A 20,533-nucleotide genomic window follows, 5' to 3' on the forward strand; every position below is an offset into this window, starting at 1 on the left:
GGTATATTATTAAATATATAAGCAGGAAACGTTGCTCCTTCTAATTAATCTATCTACTATTAGCCCCAATAATTTCTCAAACTATTAGTATTTATATGACCCAACTGATTCTTTTCAATAAGCCTTATGGAGTACTGACTCAATTTACTGGGGAAGACCATAATCAAACTTTAGCAGCCTTTATTCCAATCCCGGATGTTTATGCTGCTGGTCGCCTGGATAAAAACAGTGAGGGCCTATTATTGCTGACTAATGATGGCGCTTTGCAACATCGCTTGACTCACCCTAAATTTGAGAAAAATAAATATTACTGGGTTCAGGTAGAAGGAAGTCCTGTAGATGCTGATTTACAGCCGTTAAGAAAAGGTTTAAAAATTAAGGAACTCTCTTTTTTGCCAGCACAGGTTCATATTATTGATGAACCGAAACTATGGCCCAGAAATCCTCCCATAAGAGTGCGGCAACACATCCCAACGACCTGGATTGAAATTATAATAAAAGAAGGAAAAAATCATCAGGTCAGAAAAATGACTGCGGCTATCGGATTTCCTACTTTAAGATTAGTCAGACATAGGATAGGCGACTGGCAACTGGGGGATTTACAACCTGGTGAGTATTCACTTAATGTGACACGCTAATAACGGAACATTTTTTAGTACACTCGGACGAATCTGTAGTGTCTCACTGTCGGAATTCCTGAGTCACACATAAAGAGGAGCCTGCTCACTTCCCTCTCCCTCCGCCCTCACTGCCCGTCATTCAGAGGAGCTAACTACGAAGGAGCTCCCTGGATTCAGAAGATCCTTCGCTATGCTCTGGATGACGTACTACTTAACGATAAACTAAGCGAGTTAACAAAGAACTATCGGCCAATAAACGTATCCATGGCCAGAAAAACATTCCAAGTAGTCCACTAGCCAGAGGCATTAACAAGTTGTAGTTCAACCCCAATAACGCATCGGTAAAAGAAATGACTGATTGATACAAAAGACAAAAAAAGCCTATCAAAAAAATTTGTTGTAGCATGGAAAAAAATTGGAAACGTCTTGATTTACTAGAGGCAATCCAAGTAACTAAAAGCAATGCAAAAGAATGCTCCCCAATGACGGTCGAAAGCAAAACATCCAGCAATAATCCGACAAGCAATAAGGTTGTCAGTTTAAAATTCCCAGGCAGATAGTATTCAATATATAAAACTAATAACAAAACCCAAGGCGGGCGAAAAACAGAAATTAATTCAGGTATGGGCAAAATAGATAAAACCAAAACGGCAATAAATGCTACCAATAGGCGAAGACGAAGGTTTTTCATCAAGCAGGCTCCACTGCATTCAGCCGTTCATTGATTTGTACGGTTAACTCTTTTTGTTCAGGCTCAGGCCAAATGAGAAGAACTAAACGGTTACGATTAAGGAGAGCCACTGGGCTAACCATTACTTTCACAAAATCTTCGCCTGGAATGCTGTTAACCTGCTCAACACGTCCCACAGGATAGCCTTCAGGATATCTGCGTCCTAGACCAGAGGTTACTAACACATCACCAGGGTGAATAGACGATGTTTTGGGTAAATTAATCAAAGACAATTGATCAATACTGTTATTACCTACCAGGATTGCTCGCTCTCCAGTACGGTTATTACGGACAGGAACAGCACTTTTAGAATCAGATATCAACAGAACAGTACTGGTCATTGGCCCTACATCAATAATCTGCCCCATAACGCCCTTTGCATCAAGTACGGGCTGGCCGGCATAAACACCATCACGAGTTCCTTTATTTAACACAACAATTTGTCGCGCATTACTGGTATCTACCGCAAGAAGTTGCGCAGCCATAGCACGCATCTCGGCCTTTGAAGAAGTCAGTAACAGCTCTTTTAGTTGAGAATTTTCTTTTCGAATAACCAATAATTTTTGTAGCTCTGCTTCCAACATGGTTTGCCGATAACGTAATTGCATGTTTTCATCGATTAGTGATTTTTTGGCGCTTACTAAGGACTGCCCCCACCCAACAACGCGAACAGGATAATCAACCGCATATTGCAGTGGAGAAACGACCAAAGAAAAACCGCTACGAACATTATCCAAATAATGATAATGGTAGTCAGAGAACATCAAAACAATAGACAACGCAAGAGCGAACACAAATCCGATAGAACTGTGTCCACCCTTGATAAATAATCTACTGTGGTTATTATTCTGTTGAGAGGAAATCACCGCCACGTAAATCCATGGTTTCTAAAGCTTTACCACCACCACGTGCAACACAGGTCAATGGATCTTCAGCAATTAATACAGGTAATCCAGTCTCTTCCATTAGCAGAGTATCTATGTTTTTCAACAATGCACCGCCTCCGGTTAATACCATACCACGTTCGGCAATATCAGCCGCTAATTCTGGTGGAGCAAGCTCTAAAGCCGCTCTTACTGCGCCAACAATACCAGATAAAGGCTCTTGTAGTGCTTCCAGTATTTCAGCACTGGTTAGAGTAAAGCTTCGGGGTACACCTTCTGCAAGATTTCTTCCACGAACTTCTATTTCAAATAAATCACGGCTTGGGAACGCAGAACCGATTTCATGCTTGATTCGTTCCGCAGTAGTTTCACCAATTAATGTGCCGTAATTGCGACGAACATAAGAGACAATAGCATCATCAAATTTATCGCCACCAATACGAACTGATTGATGATAAACAATACCACTTAAAGATATGATAGCCACTTCGGTTGTACCGCCCCCGATATCAACAACCATAGAACCACTTGCTTCTTCAACAGGCATGCCAGAACCCAGCGCAGCTGCCATAGGTTCTTCAATAAGAAATACTTCTCGAGCACCCGCCCCCATAGCCGATTCGCGAATAGCTCGACGTTCCACCTGAGTAGAGCCGCAAGGTACACAAACCAGAACCCTTGGGCTTGGTCTAAGAAATTTGTTTTCATGAACTTTGTGAATAAAATGCTGGAGCATTTTCTCTGTAACAAAAAAGTCGGCAATAACGCCGTCTTTCATTGGTCTGATCGCATTGATGTTGCCAGGAGTTCGCCCCAACATTCGCTTTGCTTCAATACCAACCGCTGCGACTCGCTTTTGACCAGATTCATTGCGCAGAGCAACCACAGACGGTTCGTTAAGGACGATGCCCTTATCTCTGACATAAATCAATGTATTTGCAGTTCCTAAATCGATTGATAAATCGTTAGAAAACACGCCCCTTAATTTTCTGAACATAAGCCGTAAAATCCTGTTCTTCTTTTTGGGTGCTACTTTATCCTATATTTGAGTAAAAATCGACTGTTCTAGTGTAAGTAATTTTAATAATTGTGTAAAAATTGAGATATAACGAACTCGGCAAAATATGGATTAGATCCGTTGCTCAACAAAGCCTGTTTCATTAATCATTCCATTTCGAAATGAACTGCTTTATTGAGCGTCGGACGGAAAATTTAATATTAATTAATTTCAAATACTTGTTTTAATTGTTCTCTATTTTTATCAACAAATTTCTGGCCAAAACCTTTCACTTCGGCAAATTCTTCAACCGATTTAAATCCTTTATGGCTTTCCCTATAAGCGATAATTGCCTCAGCACGCTTCTTTCCTATACCTTTAAACGAGCCAGTAAGAGTAGATAAATCAGCATGGTTAAGATTTATTTTATGGGATACAGATGCTTGCTGTGGTTGAGGGTTTTTAGAGACGGTATCAGCATGCACAGGAATGGTTACAACGAACAATGACAATAACACAGCAATATATCTTGCTTTCATAATTTTCTCCTAATTGTTGGACTAAGCGGCTCGTTCCAGAGCCGCAGGAAGTATCCCAACATTTAGTATCCCTGTCGAGTAGATTTTTAATTATTTTTGTAGAGAAAAACTATAAAGAACGTAAGAAACGCACGATGTTAATTTCTTAACCATATCCAGATGAAGAAACTCATTGGGACCGTGAGCATTAGAATGAGGACCAAGAACTCCAGTAATCATAAATTGTGCGTTTGGAAATTGCTCGCCTAGCATCCCCATAAAAGGAATAGTACCGCCCTCACCCATATAAGCCGCAGGCTTGCCGTAATAAGTTTGCGATGCTTCATCCGCAGATTGTGCAAGCCAGTGGGAAAGAATGGGAGCATTCCAACCTTTTGAACCATCATCAACCTTGAAACTTACTTTGGCATTATAAGGAGGATTCGCTGTTAAGGTTTCCTGAATAATGTGTGATGCGTCTTTAGGATTTACCAATGGGGGTAAGCGCATGGATAATTTAAGTGCTGTTTTAGGACGCATGACATTCCCAGCATTTGCAATAGGAGGAAAACCATCTGCCCCTGTAACCGTCAATGCCGGGCGCCAAGTGCGATTTAATATTAACTCTGGTTTTTCTTCAATTACAGGTTTCACTTCAGGATGCCAAGGATATTCGCTATACACCTGATTCCCTAGAACAACGGCACAATCTTGTGCCTGCTTGATTCGTTCCTCAGGAATATCACAATACAATTGCTCCAGCTTAATCTCGCCCGTATTTTCATCTTCAATACGGCTAATTAATTGTCTGGCGACTCTAAAACTATCAGCAACAATACCGCTGGCATTCCCTGAATGAACACCTTCTTCTATTAGCTCAACCGAAAGTTCACCAACAACATTCCCTCGTAACGAGGTAGTCATCCAAAGCTGTTCGTAATTTCCCGCACCGGAATCAAGGCAAATAACCAAGGCAGGTTGACCAATGCGTTCTTTTAATAACTCGATATAGTATGGCAAATCATAGCTACCACTTTCCTCACAGGCTTCAATAATGAGCACACAGCGTGGATGAGGCACTCCCTGAGCTTCAAGAGCACGGATAGCGGTCAGGGATGCATAAGCAGAATAACCATCATCAGCTCCGCCTCTGCCATACAACAGCCCATTTTTTAAAACAGGTTTCCATGGATGTAAATCATCATGCCAACCTGACATTTCGGGCTGCTTATCCAGATGCCCATAAAGTAAGACGGTTTCATCAATTTGACCTGGTATTTCCATGAAGATTAAGGGCGTTCTATTCTCCAAACGCATGATATCCAATTTCATCCCTTTAGGCGCATGATTGTTACACCATTGTGCAATATGTTCAACTGCCTGTTCCATATAACCATGTGCTTGCCATTCTGAATCAAAATGAGGCGATTTATTTGGGATTTTTATGTAATCACATAAACTGGGAAGGATCTCATCTTGCCATTGCTGGCATACATAATCATACAGTTCGTGGGGCTTGAACATCTGCTTGCTCCTTGATGATTGCAACAATTCGGTCAGTTGCTGACTTGATTTTTAGCGCTCTGATTTTATTATCTATGTCCATTTGATTTTTCATCACTTCCTGCAAACCATTTAATAAAGTTCCTGCATTTAATGACTGATCCTGAATTACCACACTAATCCCCATTCCCTGAAAATAACGGGCATTCTGAATTTGATCGCCACGGCTTACCTGTGCAGAGAGAGGAATAAGAATATGCGGTTTCCCTAGAGCCAGAATTTCATATAAGGAGTTAGCTCCAGCTCGAGAAATAACTACAGAGGATATTGCAAATAAATCAGCTAATTCATCATTTGCGTATTCAAACTGTCGATAACCAGTAAGAGAATCAAGCGACGCATCGAGCTTTCCCTTTCCACACAAATGGATTACCTGATACTCTTTAAGCAATTCACCAAGAGCCGAACGGACACTTTGATTAATAGAGCCAGCACCTAAACTGCCGCCAATTACAAGCAAGCATGGTTTATCTGCTTTAAAACCACATAACTCGAGTCCACGTAGCTTATTTCCCTCAAATAACTGCTGGCGAATTGGCGTTCCAGTAACATCAATTTTATCCTGTCTCTTGAAGTGTTTTTTGCCTGCCTCAAAAGTAAGGCAAATTTTATTTACAAATGGGAAACAAAGGCGATTAGCCAATCCTGGGGTCATATCCGACTCATGAGCCACAACAGGAATGCGATTGAGCCATGCTCCTACAACAACAGGAAAAGCAACAAAGCCACCTTTAGAAAAAACAACATCCGGTTTTAATTTATGAAACAACCAGAACGATTGGACAACACCAATAAAAATCTTAAACGGATCAAGTATGTTTTTGAAGCTAAAATAGCGACGTAATTTTCCACTGTTTACAGCATGAAAAGGTATCCCAATGTTTTGGATCATGCCTTTTTCAATCCCATCAGCAGAACCAATATAATGGATATTCCACCCATCGGCTGAAAACTCTTTAATTAATGCCAGGTTGGGAGTCACGTGCCCCGCTGTTCCTCCACCAGTAAAAACAATACGTTGGCTCATAATAGTTCCCTAACCAATAAACTCAGATCAATAGCTTTAACTGATTTAGTAATAGCCCCGACAGAGATGAAATCCACGCCACAATGAGCAATTTCAGCAATATTCTCAATGCTAATTCCACCCGAAGCTTCTAATTCGCAATATTTAGGATGATTCATTTTTACTGCCTGGGCCAACATATCAAGACTAAAATTATCTAACAATATTCTATCTGGATGAGCTTCAAAAGCCTCACGTAACTCATCTAGTGTTTCCACTTCAATTTCAACTAATAAGTGCTTGTTTGTACTTCTGGCCAGATTAATTGCTTTAGCAACCGATCCACATGCCTTAATATGATTTTCTTTAATTAAAAATGCATCATAAAGACCCATGCGATGATTCACTCCCCCACCACAGCGAACCGCGTATTTTTGAGCGAACCGAAGTCCAGGAATTGTTTTACGTGTATCCAGGAGTCGAGTCTGAGTTCCTTGCAGCTTTTGCACGTAAGAATAAGTCTGGGTCGCAGTAGCAGATAATGTCTGTAAAAAATTGAGTGCAGTACGCTCAGCAGTCAAAAGACTGCTTGCGGTACCATGAAGAACACATAGCGAAGCTTTGGAGGACAACCAGTCCCCTTCAGAAACCAGCCATTCAATCTCTATTTTGTCATCTATTTGATGGAATACTTCATTTACCCAAGGTTGACCACAAACCAGCATCGCTTCTCTCGAAATGATTTCCGCTTCAACAATCAGCTGAGGAGGGAGCAAAGAAGCAGTAACATCACCAGTACCTACATCTTCAAGCAACGCATTTTTAACGTCAGATGTAACCTGCATCATATCTATATTCAAACGTGCACTTCCTTCTTCTTGTTAGCATACCGAGCTTTTAATAAAGGCGGAGCAATAAAAGTGGTAACCAAAACCATTAACACTATAGCGGAAAATAGTTCATCAGAAATTACTCCCAAAGTCCTGCCAATTGAAGCAAAAACCAGTCCTACCTCACCACGTGGTAACATACCAATACCAATAAGCAAACGATCATCTTTGCGGTTCGCCCCCAAACCACTAATCAATTTACCAATAATCGCGGCAATGATTAGCCCACTAGAGAGCATAATAACATTCAAGTTGTAAAATGTTTCTAATTTTACCTGAATTCCAATGACCATAAAAAATATGGGAGCCAAAATAGATTCTAATGGAGCTACCAAATTTTGGATGCTGCGATTTTGCCCGGGATTATTGTCTTCTGATTTAAAATAATCGTCATGAAGAATAACGCCCGCAGCAAAAGCGCCAATGATAGCAGCCAATTGCACAAAAGAAGCCAGCCAGGAAAGCGTCATAACAAATACAAACGAAATGAACAATTTGCTTTCCCACGGTTCAAAAAAACGAAAAAAGTGAACCGATTTGCGTAGAATAACAGGTCCTAGCATTAGAGCACAAATAAAGAACAAAATCGCATAAATAATGATTCGGACCACCATCATTAAATCAACCACTCCACTAATGACGATACTGCTAACGACGGCTAAAATGATCAGTCCCAATATATCATCCAGCATCGCTGCGCCCAAGATGGTTCGAGCTTCCCGAGTACGTAGTTTATTCATTTCTTTTAGTACTCGAGCGGTAATCCCTATACTGGTTGCACTAAGGGTTGCTGCAATGAATAAATCAGCCTGGAAGGACGAATCAGGTAATAAAAAATAGGCCGCAGCAAAACCTAATAACATAGGAGCTAAAACACCTATGATTGCCACGAACATGGATTCTCTTCCTGTATGTTTTAACTCGTCCACAGAACTCTCTAACCCAACCATAAACAATAAAAAGATAACTCCGTAACGAGAAAAAATATCGACAATATATGCAATTTTAAGATATTCAGTACCCCTAGAACCACTTAAAGCTTCGGTCACCTGATTCGCATAAAATGGATTTTGAATTACAGATGCAACGGCATGCTCCAAAGAAACACCACTCAGCATTTCTTTAATGATATTAAAAATGGCGGATCCCTCTCGTAGAATGACAACCAATTGGTTACCACACAAATAGCTAATATTTCCTACTAAAACGCCCATTAATAATTCACCCAAAACTCCCGGTTGATTCATGCGTTTTGCAAGATAGCGTCCTATAACAGCGAAGAAAAAAATGGTAGTCACACCAAGAAGGACGGAAGCAACAGGATCTGCATGCCCCCCCCCCCAGAAGCAAATGCCAACATCGGACAGACAGCCAGAACAAGAAACCACCATTTGGAAATGCGCATCTTACTTAACCCTTATATGTAATAGATTACTTTCCTCACTGCCATCTGACGGTCATCCCACGGAGCTAGCGGCGAAAGAGCTCCCGGGATTCAGGAGATCCTTCGCTATGCTCAGGATGACGTACTTTTCTTAATGGCAATGGCTCCCGCCAGGTTCTGTGATTGTCTTTGCGGACAATCAGAAAAGTCGCGTCCACCTTAACCGCCCGTCATCCTGAGGAGCTAGCGACAAAGGAGCTCCCGGGATTCAGGAGATCCTTCGCTATGCTCAGGATGACGTACTTTTCTTAATGGCAATGGCTCCCGCCAGGTTCTGTGATTGTCTTTGCGGACAATCAGAAAAGTCGCGTCCACCCTCACCGCCCGTCATCCTGAGGAGCGAGCGGCGAAGGATCTCCCGGGATTCAGGAGATCCTTCGCTATGCTCAGGATGACGTACTTTGCTTAATGGCAATGGCTCCCGATGTCTTTACGGACAATCAGAAAAGTCGCACCCACCTTAACCGCCCGTCATCCTGAGGATGCTAGCGGCGAAGGATCTCCCAGGATTCAGGCGCTCCTTCGCTATGCTCAGGATGATGTACTTTTCTTAATGGCAATGGCTCCCGCCAGGTTCTGTGATTGTCTTTACGGACAATCAGAAAAGTCGCACCCACCTTCACCGCCTATCATCCTGAGGAGCTAGCGACGAAGGCTCTCCCGGGATTCAGGCGATCCTTCATTAACGCGCACAAAAGGTGCTTTCTTATGCGGTAAACAAAATTTATTCACGGGACTTAGCACTATTCAGTCCCGAGCATTATTTTTGTTTTGCAAGAAACAAGCAGGTTTCCAAAACTGAATCAGGATTGAGTGACACACTATCAATTCCCTCTTTCATTAACCATTGAGCAAAATCCTGGTGATCTGAAGGTCCCTGCCCACAAATCCCTATGTATTTTCCTGCTTCTTTACATGCCACAATAGCCATGTGTAACAATGCTTTCACCGCATCATTACGCTCATCAAATTGAGCTGCAATTAATCCAGAGTCCCTGTCTAATCCCAAGGTTAACTGGGTAAGATCATTTGAGCCAATTGAAAACCCATCAAAATGCTCTAAAAATTCGGTAGCCAGTAATGCATTAGAAGGTAACTCACACATCATAATGACACGCAAGCCATGCGTTCCGCGCTCAAGACCATGCTGTTTTAATACTTGAATCACATTACTTGCTTCTGACACAGTTCTGACAAATGGAATCATTACTTCGACATTAGTTAAACCCATGTCTTCTCTAACGCGTCTGACGGCTTTACATTCAAGTGCAAAACATTCAAAGAATGATGGGGAAACATAGCGTGATGCTCCTCGGAACCCTAACATAGGGTTTTCTTCATGAGGCTCATACAATTTACCACCAATCAGATTGGCATACTCATTCGATTTGAAATCAGACAGACGTACTATAACAGGCTTCGGGTAAAACGCTGCGGCAATAGTTGCTATACCTTCCTTTAAACGCTCAACATAGTATTCAACTGGTGAAGAATATGCCGCAGTTTTTTCAGTTATATACTCTTTAAGCTCTTTATCTTGCAAGGTATCATAATCAAGCAGTGCCCTGGGGTGAATTCCAATGGTATTGGAGATCAGGAACTCAAGCCGTGCCAAGCCAACCCCTGAATTTGGAATCGATTGGAAAGCAAAAGCTCGTTCAGGATTTCCTACATTCAACATTACTTTCATAGGTAATTCAGGCATGGTGTCTACATCAAGACGGACTTGCTCAAAGGGCAAAATACCCGCATAGACAAAACCGGTATCGCCTTCGGCACAACTTACTGTAACCTCTGCTCCATCGGTAATCGTTTTAGTAGCATCACCACATCCAACTACCGCAGGAATGCCTAATTCTCGAGCAATAATTGCCGCATGACAGGTTCTTCCGCCACGATTAGTTACAATAGCAGAAGCTCGTTTCATTACGGGCTCCCAATCAGGATCAGTCATGTCAGAAATAAGAACATCACCAGGCTGAACTTTATGCATTTCGCTGATATCTTTAATAATCTTGGCCTTACCTTGCCCTATCCGCTGGCCGATACTTCGTCCCTCAGATAAAACCTCACCTCTTTTTTGCAACGTGTATCGTTCTAATACCTGTTTATTATCCCGGCTTTTTACCGTCTCCGGGCGTGCTTGCAGTATGTATAATTTGCCATTGTTGCCGTCTTTAGCCCATTCAATATCCATTGGTCGGCCATAGTGTTTTTCTATAATTAAAGCCTGGCGAGCCAATTGCTCTACCTCTTCAGCATTTAAAGAAAATATCAAGCGTTCTGCTGCATCAACATCAACAATTTTGACCCGTCGTTCCAATGTCGGATCATCACAATAAATCATCTTCAACTCTTTACTGCCAAGATTTCTGCGAATGACGGCTGGTTTCCCCGCATGTACTCCTGGCTTATGAACATAAAATTCATCCGGATTCACAGCACCTTGCACAACCATCTCACCTAAACCATAAGATGAAGTAATAAATACCACCTGATCAAAACCAGATTCAGTATCCATCGTAAACATAACACCGCTTACAGCCAAATCACTGCGAATCATTTGCTGAATACCAGCAGATAAAGCCACATCATTATGGGCAAACTCATGGTGCACTCGATAAGCAATGGCCCGGTCATTAAACAAGGATGCGAATACATGCTTAATCGAATCTAAAACTGAAGCAATGCCCTTAACATTCAGAAAAGTCTCTTGTTGGCCAGCAAAAGAGGCATCAGGCAAATCCTCAGCTGTAGCAGAAGATCTGACCGCCACACTAAATTCATCATGACCAATGCGCTCAGCAAGATCCTGATAAGCCTGAGTTACTGCTTTTTCAAATTCAGGGGTGAACGGGGTGTTTATAATCATCTCACGGATTTCTTTACCAACAATAGCCAATTGGCGTACATCATCCGTATCCAAAACCGACAATTTTTCATAGATTCGCTTATCCAGACCATCTCTGGATAAAAATTCACGAAAAGAATCCGCGGTAGTAGCAAAACCACCAGGTACTGCAACACCAGCTGAGGATAAATGACTTATCATTTCACCCAGAGAAGAGTTCTTACCACCCACCTGCTCCAAGTCTCGCATTCCAAGTTGCGCCAAATCGATAGTATGTGCTTTAACCGTCATATCCACCCCAAAGTCATAAAATGATAGTCATTCTACTTAAATTGTCACACTATTGGAATTAGAACCTTCAATGTCATTAAATTCCCTATAATCGAGGCATATTAAATCAAGGTTTTTAACAAAATTATTTAATGCCGGGGTTGTTGCATTTCCATAAAATGGCAACAATCCAGGTATAAATGACAAAGAGAATTATTGTGAGTTAAGATAAGCTGCTGTAAAAATTACGACGAACAGATTCCTTTGAATCTGCCCTATAAGTTCACTTATTACAAGGATGTTACAATGTTTAAGCATATAGCACTTATATCTGTTGCCTTGTCTTTAAATGCGATTTCCTACATTACTTCAGCCTGTTCTGCACTGGTTTTTAATAAAAATAAAGCAGCTACTGTCGCAGTTAACCTGGACTGGAAATACAGAGAAGGAGCAGTAGTTATTCACCCACGAGACACTCTGATGGTTTCTAATGTGGACAGTCATCAATACCACCCACTTATCTGGAAAAGCCGTTATGGCAGTGTTGTATTTCATGGTGGTCATCGTTTCAAACCCGGGCCTGCAGCGGACGGTATGAATGAAAAAGGACTTACCGCATCTATTCTGGAATTAAGCGCCTCTCAGTACCCTTCAGACCAAGAGCTTCCGGCACTCAGCACTTCAGAGTGGGTGCAATATGTATTGGATAATTTTCAAACAGTTCAGGAAGTGATTGACAACAGTCAAAACTACCAATTAATTGCCGGGACTTATCGCAACGTGGCGATGAATTTTCATCTACTGGTTAATGATGCAGAGGGTAAATCCGCCATTTTTGAATATTTAAATGGACGATTGATAATCCATACTCAAGATCATTTAACTTTTCCAGTACTAACTAACACCGATTATGACTCATCAATTGCCTATCTCAGTGAGTTTAGTGATTTTGGAGGGACGAAACCACTTCCCGGCGGCTATGGCACAAATTCCAGATTTGTAAGAGCTGCAAGCTATATAAAAAAATTGCCATCATTCATTAGTGAGGAGGAACATATAGCCTATGCCTTTAATGGATTGGGATTGGTAGCACAAGCTCCTGGCGGTACCTCTCCAACCCAATTAAGTATGGTATTCGATATGGCGAGCAAAACCATCTATTTCCGTAGTATTAATGAAGCGGGGGTAAGATCAATCCCTCTCAATAATATTAATTTTAAAGAACTTAATACGGCTTTATCCCTTAACGCCTATCAACATTTCTCAGGAGATGTGCTCAATCACTTTCAATCAATTGGCTAAAGATGAATCCACGGCCTTCGCCTTGCCTCTTGATGAGATGTGGCCCGACATCTATCTCCAGCGGTTAAGATTCGTTCCAATTGAGTAGATTTGTGTCGGGTCATGGGCCCGACCTACAGTTTTTATCCCTTGATGGGGTATTATTAGGGATCGGTGACGGATTGTATAGCTCGAATAAACATCACTCTGAATTTTTAGCTAGAGGTTCATTCACATGACATGCAGCAAGTGCTTTAGGAAAATCCTTAAAGAAATTATGGTCGCCAATTAGTTTAATAATGCCTATTTTACGCAGCTTTTCTTCAACCAGCTCATTGGCACCACTTAACATGACCCGAACACCGCGCTGATGCAAACCTGTAATCACGTCCTCAAGCGTTTGCAAGCCGGTAACGTCCATAAAAGGTACCCACCTCATTCTAATGATTAAGATGTGTGGATCAGTATGCGTCGCAGCAAGAGCCCGTTGAAATACTTCGACAGCCCCAAAGAAGAAAGGCCCTTCAATTGCATAAACCAATACTCCAGGAGGCAAATCAGCAATATTTTGTTGTTGTAACTCTTGAGTCAAATCATCCTGTGACATTTGTTGCACTTCCACCCCGAAAGCCATACGTCGCATGAAATGCAAAATAGCAATAATGACCCCAATGTTCACAGCAACAACCAAATCGACAAAAACGGTCAAAACAAAAGTGACTAATAGAATAACAACATCAGCTTTTGGAGCTAACTTGACTATTTTAAGAAAATGATGGATTTCACTCATGTTCCAGGCAACGACAAATAATATCGCGGCCAAGGCGGCCAAAGGTACATTTACTGCTAATGGGGCTAAAAATAAAATAATTAAAATCAAAGTTACTGCATGGATTATTCCTGATAATGGACTATTCCCGCCATTACGAATATTCGTTGCTGTTCGAGCAATGGCCCCCGTCGCAGCAAACCCTCCGAACAAGGGAACCAGAATATTCGCCAAACCTTGTCCTACCAGCTCTCGATTAGAGTTATGCAGGGTTCCAGACATTCCATCAGCAACAACAGCAGATAATAATGATTCAATCGCACCGAGCATCGCAATAGTAAAAGCAGGCCCTACCAATTCAATCATTTTATTCATAGTGATGGTTGGCCACTCGAAAGCTGGCAATCCCTGAGGAATTCCGCCAAACATACTGCCAATAGTAGCAACACTATCAAAATGGTACATAGATTGTAAAAGGGTTGCGAGAACCAAAGCCACCAAAGGACCTGGAACACGTTTAAATCCTGGTAATTTGTTTGAAAAAAGAACAATAACTAAAGAACATAAACCCAAAACAGTAGTCGGCAGATTCAATTGAGGAAGAGTTTGAATTAAATGCCATAATTTTTCATGGAAATGTGTCCCGGTTGTTGCGGGCAAACCGAAAAAATACTGCCACTGTCCGACCCAAATGACCACAGCAATTCCTGAGGTAAATCCTACGATAACCGGACTGGGAATAAATTTTATGATACCCCCTAATCGGGCGAGCCCAAAAAACAGCAATATAAATCCTGCCATCAGAGTAGCAATTTGCAACCCTGATATCCCATATTTTGCAGTTATTCCTGCAAGAACAACAATAAATGCTCCAGTAGGACCAGCAATCTGTAATCGACTGCCTCCCATTATAGAAACCACTAAACCAGCAACAATTGCAGTATATAATCCCTGTTCTGGTTTCGCTCCGGAAGCGATGGCAAATGCCATTGCTAATGGCAAAGCAACGACCCCAACGATTAACCCAGAAATAATATTCTGTAACCAATATTTTTTTTGAAATAACCCCGCACGATAAGATTCGATAATTGTATTCATTAAAATTGGACCAACTGACTTAAAGATTGTGACTATTATACGCACCTGGCTCAAAATTATGTTAATTTTGATATAAAATTTCTCACTTTAATTCACATATGCTCTCGCATCTAATATTATATACGCTTTCTTACCGAGGTAGACTACCTATGACACTTTCAGCTTTAAACGCAATCTCTCCCATAGATGGTCGTTATATCAATAAAACAAGATCCTTAAGCCCTTATTTTAGTGAATTTGCATTAACTTATTACCGGTTAATGGTTGAAATACGTTGGCTCGAATCTTTGGCGGCAAATGAGACCATTTCTGAAGTACCCAAATTAAATGCGCAATCAAAAGAGTTTCTCTCTTCTTTGTTAACGAATTTTAATGAAGAAGAAGCCGAGAAAGTAAAAGAGTTTGAACGGCAAACCAATCATGATGTAAAAGCGATAGAATATTATTTAAAAGATAAATTTCAACATCATGAGCAACTCAAATCAGTAATAGGTTTCATCCATTTCGCGTGTACTTCTGAAGACATTAATAATCTGGCCTATGCTCTTATGGTCAAACAAGCGATAGCTCAGGTCATTCAGCCAACTCTTGCTGAAATCATGGGGAGCATTACCCTGTTAGGTAAGCAACACTGTGATGCCGCAATGCTAGCCAGGACTCATGGCCAGCCAGCAACACCAACCACTATGGGTAAAGAACTGGTTAATTTTGTAGCACGTATGAAAAGACCTCAACAACAATTAGCCGAAGTGCTGATTCCTGGTAAATTCAATGGGGCTGTCGGCAATTACAATGCGCATCATATAGCCTACCCCGAGGTTGACTGGCGTAAGCATTGTTCTAATTTCGTGACCTCATTTGGCTTATCGTTTAATCCGTATACGACTCAAATAGAACCTCATGATGGTATTGCTGAAGTATCGCAAATTATGGTGAGAATTAATAACATCCTTCTGGATTACAGCCAAGACATCTGGAGTTATATTTCTCTAGGCTATTTTAAACAAAAAACCATAGCTGCTGAAGTAGGCTCTTCCACTATGCCTCATAAAGTAAATCCGATTGATTTTGAAAATGCCGAAGGCAACCTGGGGCTGGCCAATGCTTTATTTATTCATTTCTCTAATAAATTAACCCAGTCACGTTTACAACGAGATCTGTCTGATTCAACCGTATTGCGTAATATAGGCGTGGCATTTTCCTATAGTTTGATCGCCTATTATTCTGTAGCCAAGGGTAATGATAAATTACAGATTAATAAATCAGCACTTGATAATGATTTGGATTCAAACTGGGAAGTTCTTGCAGAGGCAGTGCAGACTGTAATGCGCCGCTATAATGTTCCTGAAGCATACGAGCAATTAAAAGCTCTGACCAGAGGTCAGGGAATTGATGCAAACAGCCTAAAAGAATTCATAAATAATCTCTCTATTCCAGAACAGGCCAAAGCGCAATTATCCAACCTGACGCCTGAATCGTACACTGGGCTGGCAATACAGTTAGTTAAGGCATTTTCATGAAAGACACCTTATCGCAACAAGGACAAACCTTCCAATACGATGTTCTTGTTATAGGTACGGGTCTTGCTGGATTACATTATTGTTTACAACTATTGGCAATCCAACCACAACTTAAAATTGCATTAATTAGCAAAGCAGAATCCATCGAAAGCAATAGCCGCTATGCTCAAGGCGGAATTGCTGCTGTCTTTTCCCCGGAAGATTCCCTGGAATCTCATATTTCTGACACGCTGCTTGCAGGAGATGGTCTGTGCTATCACCCAGCAGTCGAGTTTATCATTCGCCAGGGGCCTGACATCATCAAGCAATTGCGCGAATATGAAGTACAATTCAAGCGTGATTCGAATGGCGAATTTAATCTGGCTCAAGAAGGTGGTCATTCTCATAGACGTATTTTTAACTGCGGCGATCAGACCGGCTTGACGATTACTCAAACGATGAATCTTTTAGCCCAACAACAAAAGCAAATTGAATTCTTTGAACATCATGTAGCAGTAAATTTAATTACCCAATATTTACCTCATCGCACAGACAATCAGGGAGAAGTATTGGGGGCCTATATTCTGGACTGCAAACAAAATCGCATTCATACGTTCTTAGCCAATAGTGTCATTTTGGCCACTGGTGGTGCGGGTAAAACCTATCGATATACAACGAACCCAATAATCGCCACGGGTGACGGCGTCGCAATGGCTTACAGAGCTGGAGCACGAGTGGGTAATATGGAGTTTTATCAATTCCACCCCACCCTTCTCCATCACCATAGCCTGAACAATTTTTTAATATCAGAAGCAGTACGTGGTGAAGGAGCATTACTGAAAAATCCTGAAACTGGTGAACGGTTTATGAAACATTACGCACCAGATCAACTTGAACTGGCAACAAGAGATGTGGTCGCCCGAGCAATTTTTAGTGAAATAGAACAATGCCAGTCAGGCTTTGTGCATCTTGATATTACGCACCAAAGCAAGTCATTCCTGCAAAAACGCTTCCCTCAGATTTACACTACTCTTTTGTCCATAGGCATTGACATGAGCCAGGATATGATTCCTGTAGTACCTGCAGCTCATTACCAATGCGGTGGCATTTTGACAGACATCGACGGTAGAACAGACCTAAAACGATTATACGCTATAGGTGAAGTAGCATTTACCGGACTACATGGTGCAAATCGCCTTGCAAGCAACTCGTTACTCGAAGCATTAGTAATGGGAGGTAATGCAGCCCGTTGCACCTTAAAAGACATAGCAACTCCAATTAAATCAATTGATAGCATCCCCAATTGGAGTTCGCCTGGTGAAGTCAATGAACGAAGAGCCAGCCAGATCAATGCTCAATGGCGGGGTTTAAGAGGAGAAATGACTTCATATGCAGGAATAGTACGTACCGAAGCTGGCCTTCAGGATCTACTACAATTAATAATGAAGCGTAAAAAAATTATTGAAGAATATTATTGGAAACATTGTATAACAAGGGACTTTATTGAGCTTAGAAATATTGTTCTTAATGCAGAATTGATCGTAAGAGCCGCATTAGCCCGCAGAGAATCACGCGGAGGCCATTTCCGTGAAGATTTCCCCTATAAAAATGATAAAGCTCAAGAAAGCATTGCCAAACTGGGATTGGTAGATAACTCACTAGACTAACGATATATCAATAATCCCAGATAAAACAAGTAACGGATAGTTCCTATTATTTTAGAGGTAGATTTGATGTTTAAGAATTCGACTATTTACCAACCAGAAGCAACCTTAATGCATATCCGCAATGATATGAGTATTTGTCAAAGCGACTACCCTCTTGATTGGTATCAGGAAGATTTTATTCCATATGCAGAGGAATATCTGGCGTTGCCCGATCGCAAACTGACTACCGTGTTGGAGTGGATGAAACCCTACATAAAAAAAGCTCAGGATCATTTTGGGGATAAAATGCTACTGCTTGCCCATTATTATATGGGAGGCGATATTGTCCGATTGATTGAGCAATTCGGTGGTAAAATTGGTGACTCCTACCAATTGGCTCTGATGGCAGCCAGTCATCCTGAAAAATCAGTGATTATCGAGTCTGCGGTACATTTTATGGCAGAATCCATCAGCATCTTAGCGAATCCCTCACAGCAGGTGTACATTACCAATCCTAAATCAGGTTGCACCATGGAAATGCTTGCCAAGGATTTTATGGTAGAACCTGCGTTTATGGATCTCAACGAACGTTATGGTGCCGAAAACATCCTACCTGTTTGTTATATGAATACTTCTGGTAGAGTAAAAGCCATGACTGGCGCACAAGGTGGTGCCGTATGCACCAGCTCTAATGTTAAAAAAATATTCCAATGGGCACAAAAACAAAAGAAAAAAATTCTGTTTATCCCTGACCAGCATATGGGTGAAAATGTAGCCTATTGGTTAGGCATTAATAATCTGGCTTATTGGCCTGGTGGAACAGCTGGAGCTCGTTATTCATTACCCGAACAGGATAAGAAAACACTGGATCAATTTGATAAATCAGAACTGATTTTATTTGCCAGTGAATGTGCCGTGCATACCCATTATCAACCTGAGATGTGCGAGTACTGGCAAGACAAAGGATATACCACTATTGTTCACCCAGAATGCCGCAATACGGTGATTCGAGCAGCTCAGCACTCTGGTTCGACAGCGTTTATATGGGATCAGGTTGTCAATGACAAGTCAGGAACCAAGCGCTATGCCATAGGCACTGAAAATCATATGGTAGATAATCTGAAACAATATTGTAGAGGATTAGGAATCGAGGTAGTTAACCTAGCAGAAGCTCCCAAAAAAGATGATGAAAAAGGAATAGGCTGTGGATGTGCTACCATGTCTCGCAACGACCCGCCTCACTTGGTTGCCTTGATTGATTTACTACGCCAGGGAAAAACCATGGCTTATAATGAAGTAAAAGCTGGCGACGTTGTCAATGAATTTACAGGAACCAGAAACAGGCTTCCGGTAAATGATCAGCAATGGGTCATAGACAATGCCAAAAAGGCCATGGAAATGATGATTAATATTACAGAAGATCGGATTTAATGCTCTTTTGAATGCAAACCGGGATGCGGTAATGCTCCCGGTCTAGATTCGTACCTTAGCTCATGAGTCGTTTTCCAGGCAACTCTTTGAGTTACAAGTGGCGTGGTAATGAGTTCAACATTCCCTTAACCTCATTTACTGTGGGAACCGCCAAAGGGTATTGTTTTTCAAGACTGCGAACAAACTCCAAAACATCTTTTGGGGCCTTGAAGTCTTCTCTAACTTTAAATATTAATGCATAAATAAAATTTGCTCTCTGGATGTGGGGCTCACGTTCTGGTCGTTCTTTGTTATAGAGCTGAGGCTGAATCTCTTTATCTCTTATATCGATCAATTTTTGCAGAACAACGTCCTTAAACTCCCTATCTTCAGGAAGAAGTTCTTCATTCGGTAGTTTGACAGAGTCTTCGTTATGCGTTCTATTGCTTCCATCATCTATATCATCCACGACTAACATCCTCATTCAGAATCCATTATGTTTGTTCAATAGCTAAAACGATTCAAAACAAACAATACTGTATTTCAAATTAAGTATAGTCGCACGATAAATTGATTACAAATTAATCACAAATGCTATTACTCAGTACTCGCTCCATAAAAATGACATTCAGTCAGACCTTGAGTGCATACATAGCCTCCCAAAGTTTCAATCCAACTGTAGTCACTGCGAGCGGGTATCTTGGTTAACACCTGCCACCAAATAGAGTAGTCACCAACTGAATTTCTATAGGTGCATGTGACACCTTGACCATATCGAGCAACAAGAATATTGGCTTTAACGAAACGAGTATTTTCGTCCCCTTGTGGCTTATTGGGTGAAAAAGGATTTTCTACCCAGGGAGAAGGTGGAACGCCCCACTTTAAGGAAGTAGTTTCAGGATCAGGGCAAGTGGTACTATTAGAAATACAGCTACAAGACAGCAGTAATAATCCGGACACTATCACACCTGTTTTTTTCATAAACACCTCTTTAATTACAGTTGAACAAATTTTTACTCATTTTTTAGATACAGTCATTATTTAGTCACCAGACTTC

At 41.3% G+C, this 20,533-nt stretch carries 18 protein-coding genes; 5 read left to right on the plus strand and 13 right to left on the minus strand.

Translation table 11 applies throughout. The features are described 5' to 3' along the window. The first annotated feature begins 95 nt into the window (after nucleotides 1–95). The gene (locus Q0495_RS08605) at nucleotides 96–638 is read left to right on the plus strand and encodes a pseudouridine synthase (protein WP_298625022.1); all 543 of its coding nucleotides are present in this window, start codon (nucleotides 96–98) and stop codon (nucleotides 636–638) included. 193 nt (nucleotides 639–831) lie between these two features. Here the strand turns inward: Q0495_RS08605 and mreD are convergent, their stop codons facing one another. The 10 genes from mreD to ppsA form a co-directional block, all read right to left on the minus strand. Beyond that, a complete protein-coding gene (gene mreD / locus Q0495_RS08610; protein WP_298625024.1) occupies nucleotides 832–1,311 on the minus strand; it encodes a rod shape-determining protein MreD in 480 nt (159 codons plus the stop codon). Next, a complete protein-coding gene (mreC, locus tag Q0495_RS08615; RefSeq protein WP_367274402.1) occupies nucleotides 1,311–2,216 on the minus strand; it encodes a rod shape-determining protein MreC in 906 nt (301 codons plus the stop codon). Before mreC ends, mreD begins: the two co-directional genes overlap by 1 nt. Further along, nucleotides 2,194–3,231: a rod shape-determining protein gene (locus Q0495_RS08620; protein ID WP_018577556.1), complete on the minus strand. Its 1,038-nt coding sequence runs from the start codon at nucleotides 3,229–3,231 to the stop codon at nucleotides 2,194–2,196. Before Q0495_RS08620 ends, mreC begins: the two co-directional genes overlap by 23 nt. A gap of 221 nt (nucleotides 3,232–3,452) precedes the next feature. Beyond that, the gene (locus Q0495_RS08625) at nucleotides 3,453–3,770 is read right to left on the minus strand and encodes a helix-hairpin-helix domain-containing protein (protein WP_298625032.1); all 318 of its coding nucleotides are present in this window, start codon (nucleotides 3,768–3,770) and stop codon (nucleotides 3,453–3,455) included. A 90-nt stretch (nucleotides 3,771–3,860) separates the two neighbouring features. Beyond that, a complete protein-coding gene (locus tag Q0495_RS08630; protein ID WP_298625033.1) occupies nucleotides 3,861–5,273 on the minus strand; it encodes a M20 family metallopeptidase in 1,413 nt (470 codons plus the stop codon). After that, a complete protein-coding gene (locus Q0495_RS08635) occupies nucleotides 5,248–6,339 on the minus strand; it encodes an undecaprenyldiphospho-muramoylpentapeptide beta-N-acetylglucosaminyltransferase (protein ID WP_298625035.1) in 1,092 nt (363 codons plus the stop codon). The genes Q0495_RS08630 and Q0495_RS08635 overlap by 26 nt, the downstream gene beginning before the upstream one ends. Continuing rightward, nucleotides 6,336–7,178 carry a carboxylating nicotinate-nucleotide diphosphorylase gene (gene nadC, locus Q0495_RS08640; protein WP_298625037.1) on the minus strand — a complete coding sequence of 281 codons (843 nt, stop codon included), beginning with the start codon at nucleotides 7,176–7,178 and terminating at the stop codon, nucleotides 6,336–6,338. Before nadC ends, Q0495_RS08635 begins: the two co-directional genes overlap by 4 nt. Next, nucleotides 7,175–8,599 carry a cation:proton antiporter gene (locus Q0495_RS08645; protein WP_298625039.1) on the minus strand — a complete coding sequence of 475 codons (1,425 nt, stop codon included), beginning with the start codon at nucleotides 8,597–8,599 and terminating at the stop codon, nucleotides 7,175–7,177. Before Q0495_RS08645 ends, nadC begins: the two co-directional genes overlap by 4 nt. 538 nt (nucleotides 8,600–9,137) lie before the next feature. After that, nucleotides 9,138–9,269 (minus strand): hypothetical protein, encoded by a 132-nt coding sequence (locus Q0495_RS08650; protein WP_298625041.1) that lies wholly within the window; start codon nucleotides 9,267–9,269, stop codon nucleotides 9,138–9,140. 143 nt (nucleotides 9,270–9,412) lie between these two features. Then, a complete protein-coding gene (ppsA, locus tag Q0495_RS08655) occupies nucleotides 9,413–11,794 on the minus strand; it encodes a phosphoenolpyruvate synthase (protein WP_298625043.1) in 2,382 nt (793 codons plus the stop codon). A gap of 285 nt (nucleotides 11,795–12,079) precedes the next feature. On the opposite strand from ppsA, the gene Q0495_RS08660 reads away from it, so the two are divergent. Continuing rightward, complete coding sequence (locus Q0495_RS08660) at nucleotides 12,080–13,075, plus strand: linear amide C-N hydrolase (protein ID WP_298625044.1); 996 nt, start codon at nucleotides 12,080–12,082, stop codon at nucleotides 13,073–13,075. 181 nt (nucleotides 13,076–13,256) lie between these two features. Here the strand turns inward: Q0495_RS08660 and Q0495_RS08665 are convergent, their stop codons facing one another. Continuing rightward, nucleotides 13,257–14,921: a SulP family inorganic anion transporter gene (locus Q0495_RS08665; protein ID WP_298625046.1), complete on the minus strand. Its 1,665-nt coding sequence runs from the start codon at nucleotides 14,919–14,921 to the stop codon at nucleotides 13,257–13,259. 149 nt (nucleotides 14,922–15,070) lie between these two features. Between Q0495_RS08665 and purB the strand changes: the two genes are divergently transcribed. From purB to nadA, 3 genes are all read left to right on the plus strand, one after another. Further along, a complete protein-coding gene (purB, locus tag Q0495_RS08670; RefSeq protein WP_298625047.1) occupies nucleotides 15,071–16,441 on the plus strand; it encodes an adenylosuccinate lyase in 1,371 nt (456 codons plus the stop codon). Continuing rightward, nucleotides 16,438–18,087 carry an L-aspartate oxidase gene (gene nadB / locus Q0495_RS08675; RefSeq protein WP_298625048.1) on the plus strand — a complete coding sequence of 550 codons (1,650 nt, stop codon included), beginning with the start codon at nucleotides 16,438–16,440 and terminating at the stop codon, nucleotides 18,085–18,087. Before purB ends, nadB begins: the two co-directional genes overlap by 4 nt. A gap of 66 nt (nucleotides 18,088–18,153) precedes the next feature. Next, nucleotides 18,154–19,497, plus strand: a complete 1,344-nt coding sequence (gene nadA, locus Q0495_RS08680) for a quinolinate synthase NadA (protein ID WP_298625049.1) — start codon at nucleotides 18,154–18,156, stop codon at nucleotides 19,495–19,497. 91 nt (nucleotides 19,498–19,588) lie between these two features. On the opposite strand, the gene Q0495_RS08685 is transcribed toward nadA, so the two are convergent. Both Q0495_RS08685 and Q0495_RS08690 read right to left on the minus strand, forming a co-directional pair. Beyond that, nucleotides 19,589–19,960 (minus strand): hypothetical protein, encoded by a 372-nt coding sequence (locus tag Q0495_RS08685; RefSeq protein ID WP_298625050.1) that lies wholly within the window; start codon nucleotides 19,958–19,960, stop codon nucleotides 19,589–19,591. A 113-nt stretch (nucleotides 19,961–20,073) separates the two neighbouring features. Continuing rightward, a complete protein-coding gene (locus tag Q0495_RS08690) occupies nucleotides 20,074–20,457 on the minus strand; it encodes a DUF3757 domain-containing protein (RefSeq protein WP_298625051.1) in 384 nt (127 codons plus the stop codon). Nucleotides 20,458–20,533: the final 76 nt, after the last annotated feature.

Source organism: uncultured Legionella sp., from assembly GCF_937871865.1.
In the GTDB taxonomy this organism is placed as follows: domain Bacteria; phylum Pseudomonadota; class Gammaproteobacteria; order Legionellales; family Legionellaceae; genus Legionella.